This is a genomic window from Shimia aestuarii, from assembly GCF_900114635.1.
In the GTDB taxonomy this organism is placed as follows: domain Bacteria; phylum Pseudomonadota; class Alphaproteobacteria; order Rhodobacterales; family Rhodobacteraceae; genus Shimia; species Shimia aestuarii.
On the sequence record NZ_FOTQ01000009.1, the window covers coordinates 37959 to 53045 of the forward strand.

Genomic DNA, 15087 nt, shown 5'->3' on the forward strand with positions numbered 1-15087 from the left:
ACCGGTAGCCAGCGTGGCAAACGCTGGTCTAAGCTGGAACCATCAAGGAGGAACCGATGCCAAAGATTTCAAAAGACTCCAGCCTTCAAACGGTCATCACCACATTCGAGATGACACCCGGCACCTGTCAGGATCTGATGGATGCGTTGACCGACGCTTATGAGACCTTCATTTCAAAACAGCCCGGCTTTATTGCCGCCGGATTGCACGTGAATGATGCCCAGACCCGGATCGCCAATTATTCGCAATGGGAACGGCGAGAGGATTTCCAGGCGATGCTGCGCACCGACGAGATGCGCGAGCGCAATCGCAAGATCAACCTCCTGTGCCGCAGTTTCGAGCCGGTCATGTATGATGTGGTGGCCGCGTTCAATTGATCCGGTACGCGGTGGACGTGATTTGAATCAAGGCCCTGTACGTCCCACTGTCATAAGGTGAGGCAAAACAGGAGGTGTTGATGTATCGCCATATACTGATCCCGGTATCCTTTGATGACGAGCGCAATGCCAGCGCTTCGGTCAGCGTTGCGCGCCAGCTCTGCAACGCTGATACGCGCGTTACGCTGCTGCATGTGATGGAGCAGATACCGAGCTATGCCATCAATTATATCCCGGAGGGGTTTCACGAAAAGGCCAAGGCCGCGATTGCCGAAAGCCTCGTGGCCCTTGCAGGGGATTTGCCGGATGCACACGCAGAAGTGATTGACGGCCATTCCGCGCGGTCGATTCTCGACTGGTCCGAGCAGAACGGTGTGGATTGCATCGTGATCGCATCGCATCGGCCCGGGCTGCAGGACTATTTCCTGGGCAGTACCGCAGCGCAGGTTGTGCGCCATGCGCGCTGCTCGGTTCACGTGCTGCGCTAAAGCGTGCAGCGCGACACTCATTCACGACCTAAGGAGCGAGAAAAATGTACAAAAACATCCTGGTGCCAGTGGCATCTGACCATGATCCAAAGACCGATCGTGCCGTTGGCGTGGCCCGTCTTTTGAAAGACGGCGGGGGCAAAATCACGGTTCTGACCGTCGTGGAGGCCTTGCCGGAATTCATTTTGACCCAGCTTCCTGCAGGCCAATTGGAAAAAAATCGCAAAGAGATGGAGGCGGGGCTCGCCGAAGATTTCAACGAGGCCGATGACGTCGAAATCGTGGTGATTTCGGGCCATGCGGGGCGTACGATTGTGGATTATGCGCAGGAGCAGGGGATTGACTGTATCGTGATGAACTCGCATCGTCCTGATCTGTCGGATTATTTCCTGGGCAGCACTGCGGCGCGCGTCGTGCGCCACGCGCAATGTGCCGTTCATGTTTTGAGGTAAGGAGTTTGTGGATGCGGACCGCAATTGCAGGTGTCACTTTGTCGGTGGGGCTGGTCATTGCCGGGATGTCCTCAGCAGAGGAACAGAACGGGGTTGGCTTCTCGCAGGCGCAGACCCAGCGGGCCGTGTCCACCTTCAATGACGGTGCCAAGGGCTGCATGGGGGCGCCGGTGGCGTATCGCGTGGACTGCTTTCAGCAGGTCTTTGGGCAGACCGCGCGCGTGATCAGCAAGGCGTCGGCTTATTGGGAGGCCGAGGTGGCGCTCACGCGGGTCAACCGCAACCTCTATACTTTTGTCCGCAATCACACCGACAAGAATGCAGGCCGGGAGCGGGTCAACGGCGCGCGTGTCAAGGCGGTGACGAAAGAGTCGTTGCCCGAGGCGCGCGCGGTTTTCGAGAAAAGCATCGATCAGGCCGTCGTGATCCTGCAAGGCAGCACGGCGTCTGAAACCAAATATTTCGCGCCGATTGCCGAGGCCGTCGCCGGGGTGAGAAACGCGCTGGACTGATTGGTTCAGCGGGTACGCAGGTAGGCGAACCGATAGGCCAGTGCCACACCGCCCGCCCCGCCCAGGATATTGCCCAAAGTTACCCAAAGAAGGTTGGAAAACGCCGCAATGGGCGCGATGTCTGCCCCGGCCAGCATGGCCTGTGGCAGCAGGTACATATTGGCTACCGAGTGCTCGAAACCGAGCAGCACGAAGGCGCTGATCGGCCAGAGAATGGCGAGGATCTTGCCTGCGGCCGTGCGGGCTGCAAAGGTCAGCCACACAGCGAGGCAGACAAGGGCGTTGCACAATACGCCGCGCATGAAGGCTTCGAGCGGTGAGAGGGAGGTCTTGGCCCGGCCGATGGCTTGAGCGGTGTCGCCCATCGACCCGTCCAGCAGGCCAGTCGCTGCCATGGCGCCCGCGAGCGCGAGCGAGCCAATGGCGTTGCCCAGAAAGACCAGTCCCCAGTTGCGCAAAAGCTGTGCCGGGCTGATGCGTCGGTCCACGGCGGCCATTGTCATGAGCGCGTTGCCCGTAAACAGCTCTGCGCCACCCACGATCACAAGGATCAGTCCGAGAGAAAAAACGATGCCCCCCAAGAAACGCGCTGGTCCAAAACCTGGGTCCACGCCGGTCATGACCATGGTGAAGGCCGCGCCGCCAAAGCCGATGAACACCCCGGCAAGCACCGCAAGAGTCACGGTTTGGGCCAGGGAAAGATGGGCCTTGGCGACCCCGGCTTCTTCGACAAAGCGGGCCATTTCGGCGGGTTTGTAGGCATCAAGCCCGGTTGGATTCGGCTGGGTCATGGGGTCCGGGTCCGGCTGGTAGGGTCCTGATGAGACTACAGGATTTGCGGGCCACGCCAAGCATGGGGTTGCCAAAGGTTCGGGGGGCGAAGAGACTGGTGCAAAAGTTCTGAGTATGAGGTGGCGTGATGGCTGAACTTCCCGTGGTGGGCGCACAGTTGACGGTTCTGGATATCGACAAGCACCGCGACTGGTTATTCGAGAAAAACCGGGACCTTGAATTGCCGGAATTCTGCATGGCCGACATCCTGCGGGCACCGGGTGCCTTTGTCGATATGGCCAAGGACAAGCTTGATGGCTGGAAAGGGCGGCTGGGCATTCACGGACCCTTTGCCGGGTTCGAGTTGGACACCAAGGACCGCGACATGCGCACCGTGGTGCAGACGCGCCTCGATCAGGCGCTGGATGTGTGCGCGGCGCTGGACGCCAGGCAAATGGTGCTGCATTCGCCGTTCGACCTGTGGGATGTGCACAATTTTGGAAATGGGCCCAAGGACTTGGACAAGCGCGTCACGCAGATCATGGAAACGCTTGGGCCTGCGCTGCGTCGGGCCGAGGCGCTGGGCGTGATGCTGGTTCTGGAAAACATCAAGGACGTGGACCCGGCCCATCGCGCCGCTGTGATCGACGCCGCTGGCAGTGCGTCGCTCCGCCTTTCTGTCGATACGGGGCACGCAAACTGGGCGCATGTGATGGCCGGGGCTCCGGCAGTTGACCGGTTCATAACGCAAGCCGGTGACATGCTGGGACATGTGCATCTGCAGGATACGGATGGTTATGCCGACCGGCATTGGCCGCTGGGGCAGGGCACGATCGCGTGGCACGGGGTGTTCGAGGCGCTCAAGCGCTGCAAGTCGGACCCGCACCTGATCGTGGAGATCAACGATTTTGACCGAGTGCAGGAGAGCGTTGCGCATCTCGAACGCCTTGGATTGGCACAATAGTAACCATGAGGGGTTAACCGTTTGGGAGAAAACAAAAAACCCATTCGGTATTACGTCGGTATCACGTCGGTATTGCGTCGGTATCGGATTGGTGGATTGGCAGATTAATACGGCGCGCGCTTGAGTTGGGGCGCGTCAACACCTAGGTGGGCGTCATGACCCAGGACCTGACCCTTGGCGTGCGCTCCGGATTGCCCGACGCGCTACGCATCCTTGTCGAAGAGCTGCCCCGCGAGAGCTGGGAGTCGCACCCGGAGTTCGGTGGCATGGTGCAGTTCTGGCTGGACCGTCACCTGATGTTCCGTCGCCTTCTGGCGGCGCTGGAAGAGGATGTGCAGGCGGTGCTTGACCGCCAGATGGCGTTCGAAAGCTATGCCCCCCGGCTGTCGCGGTTCGGGGGCATGTTGCTCAACCAGTTGCACGGGCATCACCAGATCGAGGACATGCATTACTTTCCCCAACTCATGCAGCTTGATGCGCGGGTCGCGCGCGGGTTTGACCTTTTGGAGGCCGATCACGGTGCCATGGATGGGTTGCTGAACGGGCTGGCCGAGGGCGCGAACGCGGTGCTTGGGGCGAAGACGGACGGGCGCGATCGGGCCGGGGAGTTCGCGCGGACACTGGAGGGGTTCCACGGGCTGCTGGATCGCCACCTTGTCGACGAGGAAGAGATCATCGTGCCCGTCATTCTCAACAGCGGGTTTGCCGGGTAGCTCGCGACGCTTGCCCCGGGACCGGGATTGCGCCACGCTGTGATCAGAGCGGGGGAGGCGGTCTTGGATATCAATACGCAAATCGTGAATGACCTGATCGGGGCCAAGGTGGGGTTTGTCACCACCGTGCCCTGCAAGCAGCTGGCCGGGGTGATCGACGTTGTCGAGGCGCACCCGGATATCCTGCACGTGCCGTCGAACAAGGAAGACGAGGGCATGGGGCTTTGTGCCGGGGCATGGATGGGCGGCACGCGGTCGGCCATCATCATGCAGAACACCGCCATCGGTGTGACGATCAACGCGCTGGCGACCCTGATCCAGTATTACCGGATGCCGTTGCCCATGCTGATCTCCTATCGCGGAGAGCTGGGCGAGCCGGTGGCCTGCCAGGTGGAGATGGCGGTACATACCAAGGCGCTGCTCGCACAGTTGAACATCCCGACCTATCATTTTCACCACGAGGCGGATGTCGGTGAGCTGCCGCGGATTCTTGAGTATACCTACATGTGCAACAAGCCCGTCGCGGTGCTGATGGATGCCACATTCTGGAAGGGGTATTGAACCATGATCCGTTACGAGATGCTTCAGAACATCCTGCCGGTGATCCGCGATCAACTGGTGGTGTGCAATATCGGGATTCCGTCGCAGGAGCTTTTTGCGCTGGATGACCAGCCAAGCAATTTCTACATGCTGGGGACGATGGGGCTGGCGAGTTCGATCGGGTTGGGGCTTGCCCTTGTACAGGACAAGAAGGTGGTGGTGATCGACGGGGACGGGTCGGTTCTCACCAATCTCGGAACCTTGCCGACCATCGGGAACAACCCCCGTGGCAATTACGTGCTTCTGATTGTGGACAACGGGTCCTACGGGTCGACCGGGGATCAGCCGACCTATGCCGGGAAAAAGACCTCGCTGGCCGAGGTGGCGCGGGCCTGTGGGTGTGACAGGGTGGTGGAATGCAGCGCAGAAGACACCCGCGCAGCGCTGGAAGACGCGCTGGCGGGGGACGAGATGACCGTGATCGTGAGCAAGTGTGAGAGCGGCAACAAGAAGATGCCGGTGATCACGATGGACCCGGTGACAATCCGCGACCGGTTCATGAAGACGGTGGCCGGGTAGGGCGCTTTAGTGGCAGCTGAACGAGCCGAGCTTGGCGTCGCTCATCAGGCGGTCGAAGTGGTGGCCTGACATGTGCACGAGTGTGCGGTGGTCGCCAGCTTCGAACCAGACCTCGTCGAGCCCCATCAGGGATTTGTCGAGCACGGTCGGAATGCCATAGGCAACGCCCACGGGCGGGGCTGCGCCGATCTCGCAATCCTCGAACACTTCGGCCAGCTCCTCTTCGGGGGCGAGGCCAAGGCGCCGGTTCATCATCAGCTGCAATTGGTGCAGGTCGACGTGAAGATGGCTTGGGATGACAGCGGCAAAGGGGCCTTCCTCCATGTGGATCAGCACGGTCTTGGCAAGGTGATCGCCGGGCACATGCGCCTGTTCGGCGGTTTCGCTTGCGGTCGCCGTGTAGGGGTGCGGGAGCATGTCGAAAGGAAAGCCGTGGGCGTCGAGGTGGTGCTTGAGGCGGGATGCAATGGGCATGGTGTCCTCCAGAGACGGAGGGCGCCGCGGCCGCGTTCTGATGCCTGTTTTTCATGGGCGCAACCGGAGCGCCCCTTGGGTTTCGTGATGGCGAAGTGTGACACCGAACGGGTGAGTCGGGCAAGGGTGGCCGGGTCTACGCAGTATTGCGGATGAAATCGGGGGCGTCGTGCCTATCTCTTTAGGGCGAACAACCAAGGAGGAGATGCTGATGAAATGCCCTGTGGATGGTGCGACGCTGGTGATTGCGGACCGTAACGGTGTGGAGATCGACTATTGCCCGGAATGCCGTGGTGTGTGGCTGGATCGGGGAGAGCTGGACAAGATCATCGAACGCTCCGCCGAATATGCCGCCCCGCCGCCGCCCCCACGCGAACACCGGGAAGACCACCGTGAAGAGTATCGCGGCGATTACCGGGGCAAGCCGCGCAAAAAGAAGAAGATGGGTGGGTTTCTGGAAGACATCTTTGATTTCTGAGGGAAGGGCGCCGGCGGGCGCCCTTTTTTGTTCAGACGACGCTGGACATCATCGCGAGGATCAGAAGCGCGGCGGGGGTGAGGGCCAGGCCAAGCGCCCATTTCAGCGCCTTGTTGTTGAGCGCCATGATCAGGGCAGGGATCACGAAAAGAGCGGTGACGGCGATCCCGATGGTCATGAAGCCAAGCGCCATACCCCGCCCCGCCGCATCCATCGAGGCGTTGACGGTGTCGATCCATGCCCATGTGAAGAGGATCACGTAGGCGAGGGACAGGGCGTAGACGGCACGTTTCATGGAAAGAGGGTAGGCGGTTTTGGGGTTTGTGTCGACGGGGTGGCTTTTTCACCCAAGCGAAATGCAGGGCATTTCGCACGCGCGCGATCGTGGTGATTGCGGGCAATCGCCGATGCGCGAGAGGTACGCCTCTTGGGGTCTTGTGGAGCGGTGGTCTCTCCATTCTCACCAATGCATGATGCTTTGCATCATGCACGCGCCCGACCCGCCCCCATGGGCGGGCGCGTTCCGCACCCACCCCGGGTCGGGCGCGTGGGGTGCCAAATTGCTTCAACTAAGAGTTGCTTTTCGTCTGCATGAAAAGCTATGGATTGCTAATCCCCAGACGAGAATTGAAATGGATGCACATTTTAAAATCACTGAAACGAGAGATCACGAAATAGTAATCTTTGAGGAACAATATCGTTCACTGAGGCGAGAGATTCTTGAACGACAGCAAAGGCGGTTTTGGATCGTAGCCGGTGGTGCCCTTGGTTTGCCAGGTTTGTCTGGGCTAAAAGTAGCGGACTTATTTCTTTTGGAATTTATCTATGCGATGCCATTTTTGATCATCGCGATGTCGCTGCTCTTCATCGTGGAGGTCAACGGTATCGCACGTGCTGGAAGGTTCATTGAGGAAAAAATAGAGAACGCGTTTAGGAATGTTTCGGGTTGGGAGCATTTTCTGAAAGACGGCGGAGCCGATAAGGGTGAGCAAATTCCCGCAGTTAGATTGGCCAATGCGAGCTTCATTGTCCTCATGCTAATTTATTATCTTTTGTCTGCGGCTTTAGCGACTTTCAAGTTGGCGGAGACGTTCAACAACGTTGTGGGTTTGCTTTATGCATCGCTAATGTTCGTAGTATTTGTTTGGTGGATATTTGAGATAGTTCCATTCTTGGGCTATTCGGCGGAAAGTCAAAAGAAAGGGCCTAGGTAAGCCCATTAACGCCCCCGTCTCTTCACATTCCCCCCGCGTTGCCCGGCCCGTCCAGCCGTTGAGCGCCCCTTGGCGCCCACGGCTTTCTCCGCCGCCGCCTCAACCGCGTATTGACGCGCCATGGGGTCGTCTGCCACCGCCAGATCGACCGCCTCCAGCCGCTTGATCTCGTCGCGCAAACGCGCTGCCTCTTCGAATTCCAGGTTCTCGGCGGCCTTGCGCATGTCGGTGCGCAGGCCGTCGAGAACGGCCTCCAGATTGCCGCCGTGCAGGGGCTTGTCGATCTTGGCGGTGACGCGGTTCATGTCGGTGTCGCCCTGATAAAGACCGGCCAGAACGTCCTCGACGTTCTTCTTCACCGTTTCGGGCGTAATGCCGTGTTCCTCGTTATAGGCGATCTGCTTGGCGCGGCGGCGGTTGGTTTCGCCAAGGGCGCGCTCCATCGAGCCCGTGATGCGGTCGGCATACATGATCACGCGGCCTTCGGCATTGCGTGCCGCACGCCCGATGGTTTGCACGAGCGAGGTTTCCGAGCGCAGGAAGCCTTCTTTATCCGCATCGAGAATGGCGACGAGGCCGCATTCGGGGATGTCCAGCCCCTCGCGCAAGAGGTTGATGCCGACCAGCACGTCAAACGCGCCAAGGCGCAGGTCGCGCAGGATTTCGATGCGTTCCAGCGTGTCGATGTCGGAATGCATGTAGCGCACCTTGATGCCCTGTTCGTGCATGTATTCGGTGAGGTCTTCGGCCATGCGTTTGGTCAGCGTTGTCACCAGCGTGCGGAAACCGTTGGCAGAGACCTTGCGCACTTCGTCGAGGAGGTCGTCGACCTGCATTTCCACGGGGCGGATTTCGACCTCGGGATCCAAGAGGCCGGTGGGGCGGATCACCTGTTCGGTGAAGACGCCGCCCGACTGATCCAGCTCCCACGACGCCGGGGTGGCGGAAACAAAGACGGATTGCGGGCGCATGGCGTCCCATTCCTCGAATTTGAGGGGGCGGTTGTCCATGCAGGAGGGCAGGCGGAAACCGTGTTCGGCCAGCGTGAACTTGCGGCGATAGTCGCCCTTGTACATGCCGCCGATCTGGGGGACCGAGACATGGGATTCATCGGCAAAGACAATCGCGTTGTCGGGGATGAATTCAAACAGGGTGGGGGGCGGTTCGCCCGGCGCGCGGCCCGTCAGATAGCGGGAATAGTTCTCGATCCCGTTGCAGACGCCGGTGGCCTCGAGCATTTCGAGGTCAAAGTTGGTGCGTTGCTCAAGACGCTGCGCTTCGAGCAGTTTGCCTTCGTTCACCAATTGGTCGAGCCGCTGGCGCAGCTCTTTGCGGATGTTGATGATCGCCTGCTGCATGGTGGGCTTGGGCGTGACGTAGTGCGAATTGGCGTAGACGCGGATCTGGTCAAAGGTGTCGGTTTTCTCACCCGTGAGGGGGTCGAACTCGGTGATGCTTTCGAGTTCCTCGCCAAAGAAGGAGAGTTTCCACGCGCGGTCTTCGAGGTGGGCGGGAAAGATTTCAAGACTGTCGCCGCGCACCCGGAACGAGCCCCGCTGAAACGCCTGATCGTTGCGGCGGTATTGCTGGGCGACGAGGTCGGCCATGACCTTGCGCTGGTCGTATTCGTTGCCGACCTTGAGGTCGAGCGTCATGGCGCCGTAGGTCTCGACCGAGCCGATGCCGTAGATACAGGAGACCGAGGCGACGATGATCACGTCGTCACGTTCCAAAAGCGCGCGGGTGGCCGAGTGGCGCATCCGGTCGATCTGTTCGTTGATCTGGGATTCTTTTTCAATGTAGGTGTCCGAGCGCGGAACATAGGCCTCGGGCTGGTAGTAGTCATAGAAGCTGACGAAGTATTCGACCGCGTTGTCCGGGAAGAAACCCTTCATCTCGCCGTAAAGCTGGGCCGCCAGTGTCTTGTTGGGGGCAAGGATGATGGCGGGGCGCTGGGTCGCCTCGATCACCTTGGCCATGGTAAAGGTCTTGCCCGTTCCGGTCGCACCCAGAAGCACCTGGTTGCGCTCGCCATCCAGAACACCGGCTGTCAGTTCCTTGATCGCGGTGGGCTGGTCCCCGGCGGGCGAGAAATCGGTCTGCATGACGATGCGCTTGCCACCCTCGAGCTTGGGGCGGTTTTTCACATCCGGGGCGGGGGTGTTCAGGATCGGGGCGTCGGCGGCGTCCATCATGGGAGATTCCTTTCGCTTGGCCCTAGATTTGATCTCTTTTTGTTCTGGTTCAAGGGGGATTTGCCCGGTGGGCTCACAAGCGCTTGGAAACGCGTTCGTTTGTATGCAAAAGATTCGTCTGAGGTGATGCTTTTAGGCGTCAATTGACGTAACGGCAGGCTCGCAAAAATAGTTGCATTGTGCACTTGCGGCAATTGAGCAACATTTGGGTGGATGTTCGGGTCCGCTTCGGACCTAAAATGACGTAAGGTAAGCCGGATTTCTCAAGAATTGGTCAACATTAATGGCCGATTTTGAAGTTTTTGAAAAGCTTGTAGGTGGTTGGGGTAATTTTCTTCTGACGGTCTTGCGTCGCATACGCAGAAATGGGTAGTCTCGTCAGTGCAAGCAGTGCGACAGGATTGCCGGTACAGGCCGCATTACACCCCTCGCTCCCCGTGGTTTGGTTGGCGTTCCGCACTGCTTGCAAGCTCTCTCCCGAAGAATGGACCATGTGATTGTGCAGTTGCGGCAAAGCGACCCGGAATCTGCCTCTTGCCGCAGCGCGCAGAATCCGGGATAAAGCGCCAGAAGCAAGGAGATTGCGATGATTGCGCGTATCTATCAGCCAGCCCGCACCGCCATGTCGTCGGGCACCGCAAAAACCAAGATCTGGGTTCTGGAATACGGGCCCTCGGAAGCACGCGACATTGACCCCTTGATGGGCTGGACCGGATCGGGAGACACCCAAAGCCAGGTCAAGATGCGCTTTGCCACAAAAGAAGCCGCCGTCGAATACGCGCGCGAAAAAGGTATCGAGGCGCAGGTGATGGAGCCTCAGAAGCGTAAGGCCAATATCCGCCCCGGTGGATATGGCGAGAACTTCGCAACGAACCGCAAGGGTCCCTGGACGCACTGAGATTTCAGAAAACCTCTGAGTTCAATGGCCTGCCGCTTGCGGTGGGCCTTTTTGATTCCTGGTGCGGTGACGCCGGAAATGCTGCTTTGTAAAGGGTTTGAGCAGGCAAGTCAGCTGCACCGTTGACAGGTCTTTCCAAAATGCTTAACATGACAACAATTATCGGACGCAGCCGTCCGGTGCTGGTAATGTCAAGCAGAGGGAGGGGGCCATGGCCGTCCTTGAGCAGAATGTCGACAAGCTGCAAGGTTATCTCGCGCGGTTTCGTGAAGGCGGAATTGCGAACCGGATCGCGGGTGCGGATCGCGCCGGAGGGGCGGGGGTGTTCCAGACATGCTCTCCGGTCGACCGGTCGGTGATCTGCGATGTGGCACATGGCACGCGTGACGACATCGACGCCGCTGCGCAGGCCGCCTCGGACGTTTTTGCCGATTGGCGCGACATGCCCGCGACCGAGCGGCGCAAGATCCTGATCAATGTGGCCGAGGCGATCGAGGCGCGCGCCGAAGAAATCGCGCTGTGTGAATGCTGGGATACCGGCCAGACCCTGCGCTTCATGTCCAAGGCGGCGTTGCGGGGGGCAGAGAATTTTCGCTATTTCGCGGATCAGGTGGTGCAGGCGCGGGATGGCCAACACCTCAAAAGCCCGACCCTGATGAACATCACCACGCGTGTGCCGATTGGCCCGGTCGGGGTGATCACGCCATGGAACACGCCGTTCATGCTATCCACGTGGAAGATTGCACCGGCCCTCGCGGCGGGCTGTACCGTGGTGCACAAACCGGCCGAAGCCAGCCCGCTGACCGCGCGACTTTTGGTCGAGATCGCCGAAGAGGCAGGGTTGCCGCCGGGGGTGCTCAATACAGTCAACGGGTTTGGTGAAGAGGCGGGCAAGGCGCTCACCGAACATCCGCTGATCAAGGCGATTGCCTTTGTCGGGGAAAGCCGCACAGGGAGCATCATCACTAAGCAGGGGGCGGATACGCTCAAGCGGATGCACCTTGAACTGGGGGGCAAGAACCCGGTGATCGTGTTTGATGATGCCGATCTTGAACGCGCGCTGGATGCGGTGATTTTCATGATCTACTCGATCAACGGCGAACGCTGCACCTCGTCTTCGCGCCTTTTGGTGCAGGACACGATCAAGGACGAATTCGAAGCGCGCCTGATCGAACGGGTGAACAATATCAAGGTGGGCCACCCGCTGGATCCGGCGACGGAAATCGGGCCGCTTGTGACCGAGGAACACTTCAACAAGGTCACCTCCTATTTCGATATCGCCAAACAGGACGGTGCCACGGTGGCGGCGGGTGGCGAGACCGTTGGCGACGTAGGCTACTTCGTGCGTCCGACGCTTTTCACCAATGCAACCAATGACATGCGCATCGCACAGGAAGAGATCTTCGGTCCGGTGCTCACCTCGATCCCGTTCTCGACCGAGGAAGAGGCGCTGGCGATGGCCAACGACACGGCCTATGGGCTGACCGGCTATCTCTGGACCAATGACCTCACCCGCGCGCTGCGGTTCACGGACAAGCTTGAGGCCGGGATGATCTGGGTGAACAGCGAGAATGTCCGGCACCTGCCCACGCCCTTTGGCGGGGTCAAGGCGTCCGGGATCGGGCGTGACGGGGGCGACTGGTCGTTTGAGTTTTACATGGAGCAAAAGCACGTGGGCTTTGCCACCGGGGCGCACAAGATCATGCGGCTCGGGGCCTGACCTCTTCCTTTTGCCGGAAATATCCCGGGGAGTGTGAGGGGCTGGCCCCTCACCCCCGCCATCGCCAAGGGAGGAACAGATGGGTGAAATCGTACTGGCTGCCAAGATGACACATGTCCCCACAATGCTCATGTCCGAGCAGGAGGGACCGATCAAGGGCAAGCGGCAGGCCGCCATTGACGGGCACCGCGAAATTGCGCGCCGCGCCAAGGCGTTGGGGGCGGACACGGTGGTGGTCTGTGACACGCATTGGGTGATCAATGCCGGGTTCCATATCAATGCCAACACGCGGTTCGAGGGGCTGTTCACGTCCAACGAGTTCCCGCAGTTCATTCAGAACCTGCCCTATGGCTATGACGGCAACCCGGAGCTGGGGGCGGCGATCGCCAAAAAGGCTAGTGACATGGGGGCTTACACGCTGGCGCATCATCTGGACTCGCTGGAGCTGGAATACGGAACGCTGGTGCCGATGCGGTTCATGAGCCGCGAGCATGACATGAAGGTGGTCAGCGTCGCAGCCTGGGCCACGGTGCATGATCATCAGGAGAGCCGCATCGTGGGCGAGGCGATCCGCAAGGCAGTGGAAGAGAGTGACAGCAAAGTGCTGCTTGTGGCGTCCGGGTCATTGTCCCACAAGATATGGGCCAACAAGGACTATGCCGCCAACAATGGCACCTTCACGATTTCCAGCGAGTTCAACCGCCAGATGGACCTTCATGTGCTGGATATGTGGCAGCGCGGGGATCATGCGACCTTCCTCAGGATGTTGCCGGAATACGCGCAATATTGCTGTGGAGAAGGCTCGATGCATGACACGGCGATGCTTTATGGCGCGCTGGGCTGGGACAGTTACGACGCCAAATGCGAGGTCGTGACCGAGTATTTCCCAAGCTCGGGCACCGGTCAGACCAACGTGATTTTCCCGGTGCAGTGACCCCGGAAAACCCGCGTCGGTATCATGTCGGTATCGCGTCGGTATCAGAACCGCCGGGCCGCAATGCGCGTCAGCCTGCCTGCATCAGGTGATGCAGGCAGCCATGCAACGCCGCGCCGTCATCGGTGATGACCGACACCGGGATATCGGCGGGGCGGACCACTTCCATGCCGGGGGCGAGATAGGCTTCGGCAAAGGCGTTGAGCGCAGGAGAACCAAGGATGCCGCGCGCGGTGCTTCCGGCAAAGATCATGCCCGCACCGGGCAGGTACTGGCAGATCAGAGCGCGCGAAAGCTGTCCCAGCCCGCGGGCAAAAAGCGTGATCGTGGCCGCCGCTTCGCGATCCTGTCCGGTGACATAGCCCTGCATGATTTCCGGCCCGCTCAGAGCCCGGCCACAGAGTGCCTCGTGCAGCCGGGCGAGCCCCAGCCCGGAAAACACATCTTCGACCGTGGTGAACCCCGCTGCCGCCGTACCAAGAGACGCTGACAGGGTGTCGCGTACCGAAGCCGGGAGTTCGGCATGGCCCATCTCGGCTTCGAACACGGTGATCCCGCCCGCCGGTCCCGGCTTGGTCAGCCCGACATTGAACCCGGTGCCCATGCCCACGACAAGGCTTTGACGGTTGTTGTCGGGGCGCGCCGTGCCACTGATCGGTTCGGGAGAGAGCTGGGGCAGGGCATAGCAGAGTGCAGAGAGATCATTGATCAGCACCCCGCGCGCTGCGCCGACCATGGCGGCGACCTCGCGCGCACAGATATGCCAGTCGCGGTTGGTCAGCCGCCCCCGACCTTGAGAGACAGGACCGGCGATGGCGATGCAGACGGCGTCAACCCCGGCGCAATCCTGTTCGTCCCGGAACCGCGCGATCACGTCGAGCAGGCTGGCGTGATCGTCATTTGGCGCACGCAACAACGTGTCGCTGCGCAGGCCGGACGCATCGGCCAGTGCAAGACGGGTGTTGGTGCCCCCGACATCGCCTACAAGAAAAGTCATGACGCTTGCCTCTTCATGCCCCTCAGCACTCTACGCCTTCGGGTTTCTTGCCAAGGATGATCATGCCCAGAAGGTCGTCATCGGTGACATCGTCAACCTTGACCGTGCCGACGAGCTTGCCGTTTTTCATCACGCTGGCCCGGTCGCACAGTTCCATCACGTCATGAATGTCATGGCTGATCAGGAAGATGCCGATACCTTCGGATTTCAGCTGCTGGATCAGCTCCGAGACCATTTGTGTTTCGTGCGGTCCAAGCGCGGCGGTGGGTTCGTCCATGATCAGGATGCGCGCGTTGAAATAGACGGCGCGGGCAATGGCGACCGATTGGCGCTGACCGCCCGAGAGGGCCGAGACCGGGTCGTTGAACTTCTGGAAGTTCGGGTTGAGGCGGCCCATGATCTTGCGGCATTCGGCCTCCATCGCGTCGTCATCGACAAAGCCGAAGGGCGTCACAAGCTCGCGGCCCAGAAACAGGTTCGAGGCGGCATCGAGGTTATCGGCCAGCGCAAGCGTCTGGTAGATGGTTTCGATATTGTAGCGCCGCGCGTCGCGCGGGTTGTGGATCTCGGCCCTTTCACCGTTGACGTAGATTTCGCCACCATCGGCCCTGTAGGCGCCGGACAGCATCTTGATCAGGGTGGATTTCCCGGCGCCGTTGTGCCCCAGAAGGCCCACGACTTCGCCCGGGTAGAGATCGACCGAGACATGATCCACGGCCTTGATGCCGCCGAACGAGATGTGCATGTCGCGCATTTCCACGAGAGGGGTTTGGGTTTCCAT

At 60.1% G+C, this 15087-nt stretch carries 20 protein-coding genes; 13 read left to right on the plus strand and 7 right to left on the minus strand.

Annotated elements, in window-relative coordinates:
* Positions 1 to 56 precede the first annotated feature (56 nt).
* The 4 genes from BMZ35_RS17465 (at position 57) to BMZ35_RS17480 (ending at position 1829) form a co-directional block, all read left to right on the plus strand.
* Complete coding sequence (locus BMZ35_RS17465; RefSeq protein ID WP_093095685.1) at positions 57 to 377, plus strand: antibiotic biosynthesis monooxygenase family protein; 321 nt, start codon at positions 57 to 59, stop codon at positions 375 to 377.
* Between the two features lie 80 nt (positions 378 to 457).
* Positions 458 to 865 carry a universal stress protein gene (locus tag BMZ35_RS17470; RefSeq protein WP_093095689.1) on the plus strand — a complete coding sequence of 136 codons (408 nt, stop codon included), beginning with the start codon at positions 458 to 460 and terminating at the stop codon, positions 863 to 865.
* A 44-nt stretch (positions 866 to 909) separates the two neighbouring features.
* Complete coding sequence (locus BMZ35_RS17475) at positions 910 to 1317, plus strand: universal stress protein (RefSeq protein WP_093095693.1); 408 nt, start codon at positions 910 to 912, stop codon at positions 1315 to 1317.
* An 11-nt stretch (positions 1318 to 1328) separates the two neighbouring features.
* Positions 1329 to 1829, plus strand: coding sequence for a hypothetical protein (locus BMZ35_RS17480; RefSeq protein WP_093095695.1), 501 nt, complete (start codon positions 1329 to 1331; stop codon positions 1827 to 1829).
* 5 nt (positions 1830 to 1834) lie between these two features.
* On the opposite strand, the gene BMZ35_RS17485 is transcribed toward BMZ35_RS17480, so the two are convergent.
* Positions 1835 to 2620 carry a formate/nitrite transporter family protein gene (locus BMZ35_RS17485; RefSeq protein WP_093095697.1) on the minus strand — a complete coding sequence of 262 codons (786 nt, stop codon included), beginning with the start codon at positions 2618 to 2620 and terminating at the stop codon, positions 1835 to 1837.
* A 128-nt stretch (positions 2621 to 2748) separates the two neighbouring features.
* On the opposite strand from BMZ35_RS17485, the gene BMZ35_RS17490 reads away from it, so the two are divergent.
* The 4 genes from BMZ35_RS17490 (at position 2749) to comE (ending at position 5396) form a co-directional block, all read left to right on the plus strand.
* Positions 2749 to 3564, plus strand: a complete 816-nt coding sequence (locus BMZ35_RS17490) for a sugar phosphate isomerase/epimerase family protein (RefSeq protein ID WP_093095699.1) — start codon at positions 2749 to 2751, stop codon at positions 3562 to 3564.
* A gap of 155 nt (positions 3565 to 3719) precedes the next feature.
* Positions 3720 to 4277: a hemerythrin domain-containing protein gene (locus BMZ35_RS17495; RefSeq protein ID WP_093095701.1), complete on the plus strand. Its 558-nt coding sequence runs from the start codon at positions 3720 to 3722 to the stop codon at positions 4275 to 4277.
* 63 nt (positions 4278 to 4340) lie between these two features.
* Positions 4341 to 4838 (plus strand): decarboxylase, encoded by a 498-nt coding sequence (locus BMZ35_RS17500; RefSeq protein ID WP_093095704.1) that lies wholly within the window; start codon positions 4341 to 4343, stop codon positions 4836 to 4838.
* Between the two features lie 3 nt (positions 4839 to 4841).
* A complete protein-coding gene (gene comE / locus BMZ35_RS17505) occupies positions 4842 to 5396 on the plus strand; it encodes a sulfopyruvate decarboxylase subunit beta (RefSeq protein ID WP_093095707.1) in 555 nt (184 codons plus the stop codon).
* A 6-nt stretch (positions 5397 to 5402) separates the two neighbouring features.
* Here comE and BMZ35_RS17510 read toward each other — a convergent pair whose 3' ends face one another.
* Positions 5403 to 5870 carry an aminoacyl-tRNA deacylase gene (locus tag BMZ35_RS17510; RefSeq protein WP_093095712.1) on the minus strand — a complete coding sequence of 156 codons (468 nt, stop codon included), beginning with the start codon at positions 5868 to 5870 and terminating at the stop codon, positions 5403 to 5405.
* A gap of 211 nt (positions 5871 to 6081) precedes the next feature.
* On the opposite strand from BMZ35_RS17510, the gene BMZ35_RS17515 reads away from it, so the two are divergent.
* Positions 6082 to 6348, plus strand: coding sequence for a TFIIB-type zinc ribbon-containing protein (locus BMZ35_RS17515; RefSeq protein WP_093095845.1), 267 nt, complete (start codon positions 6082 to 6084; stop codon positions 6346 to 6348).
* Positions 6349 to 6379: 31 nt separating this feature from the next.
* On the opposite strand, the gene BMZ35_RS17520 is transcribed toward BMZ35_RS17515, so the two are convergent.
* Positions 6380 to 6643, minus strand: a complete 264-nt coding sequence (locus tag BMZ35_RS17520) for a hypothetical protein (protein ID WP_093095715.1) — start codon at positions 6641 to 6643, stop codon at positions 6380 to 6382.
* Positions 6644 to 6818: 175 nt separating this feature from the next.
* On the opposite strand from BMZ35_RS17520, the gene BMZ35_RS17525 reads away from it, so the two are divergent.
* A complete protein-coding gene (locus tag BMZ35_RS17525) occupies positions 6819 to 7562 on the plus strand; it encodes a hypothetical protein (protein ID WP_165610122.1) in 744 nt (247 codons plus the stop codon).
* Between the two features lie 5 nt (positions 7563 to 7567).
* Here the strand turns inward: BMZ35_RS17525 and uvrB are convergent, their stop codons facing one another.
* Together uvrB and BMZ35_RS21320 are read right to left on the minus strand one after the other, a co-directional pair.
* Positions 7568 to 9754: an excinuclease ABC subunit UvrB gene (gene uvrB, locus BMZ35_RS17530; RefSeq protein WP_207503009.1), complete on the minus strand. Its 2187-nt coding sequence runs from the start codon at positions 9752 to 9754 to the stop codon at positions 7568 to 7570.
* A gap of 381 nt (positions 9755 to 10135) precedes the next feature.
* Positions 10136 to 10333: a double zinc ribbon domain-containing protein gene (locus BMZ35_RS21320; RefSeq protein WP_423227765.1), complete on the minus strand. Its 198-nt coding sequence runs from the start codon at positions 10331 to 10333 to the stop codon at positions 10136 to 10138.
* Positions 10334 to 10343: 10 nt separating this feature from the next.
* Here BMZ35_RS21320 and BMZ35_RS17535 point away from each other — a divergent pair, with 10 nt between their 5' ends.
* From BMZ35_RS17535 to hpaD, 3 genes are all read left to right on the plus strand, one after another.
* On the plus strand, positions 10344 to 10655 hold the full coding sequence (locus BMZ35_RS17535; protein WP_093095724.1) for an ETC complex I subunit: 312 nt from the start codon (positions 10344 to 10346) through the stop codon (positions 10653 to 10655).
* A 211-nt stretch (positions 10656 to 10866) separates the two neighbouring features.
* Positions 10867 to 12375, plus strand: coding sequence for a 5-carboxymethyl-2-hydroxymuconate semialdehyde dehydrogenase (gene hpaE, locus BMZ35_RS17540; protein WP_093095727.1), 1509 nt, complete (start codon positions 10867 to 10869; stop codon positions 12373 to 12375).
* Positions 12376 to 12454: 79 nt separating this feature from the next.
* Positions 12455 to 13309, plus strand: coding sequence for a 3,4-dihydroxyphenylacetate 2,3-dioxygenase (hpaD, locus tag BMZ35_RS17545; protein WP_093095730.1), 855 nt, complete (start codon positions 12455 to 12457; stop codon positions 13307 to 13309).
* Between the two features lie 70 nt (positions 13310 to 13379).
* Here hpaD and BMZ35_RS17550 read toward each other — a convergent pair whose 3' ends face one another.
* Together BMZ35_RS17550 and BMZ35_RS17555 are read right to left on the minus strand one after the other, a co-directional pair.
* Positions 13380 to 14306 carry a glucokinase gene (locus tag BMZ35_RS17550; protein ID WP_093095732.1) on the minus strand — a complete coding sequence of 309 codons (927 nt, stop codon included), beginning with the start codon at positions 14304 to 14306 and terminating at the stop codon, positions 13380 to 13382.
* 22 nt (positions 14307 to 14328) lie between these two features.
* Positions 14329 to 15087, minus strand: a complete 759-nt coding sequence (locus tag BMZ35_RS17555; RefSeq protein ID WP_093095734.1) for an ATP-binding cassette domain-containing protein — start codon at positions 15085 to 15087, stop codon at positions 14329 to 14331.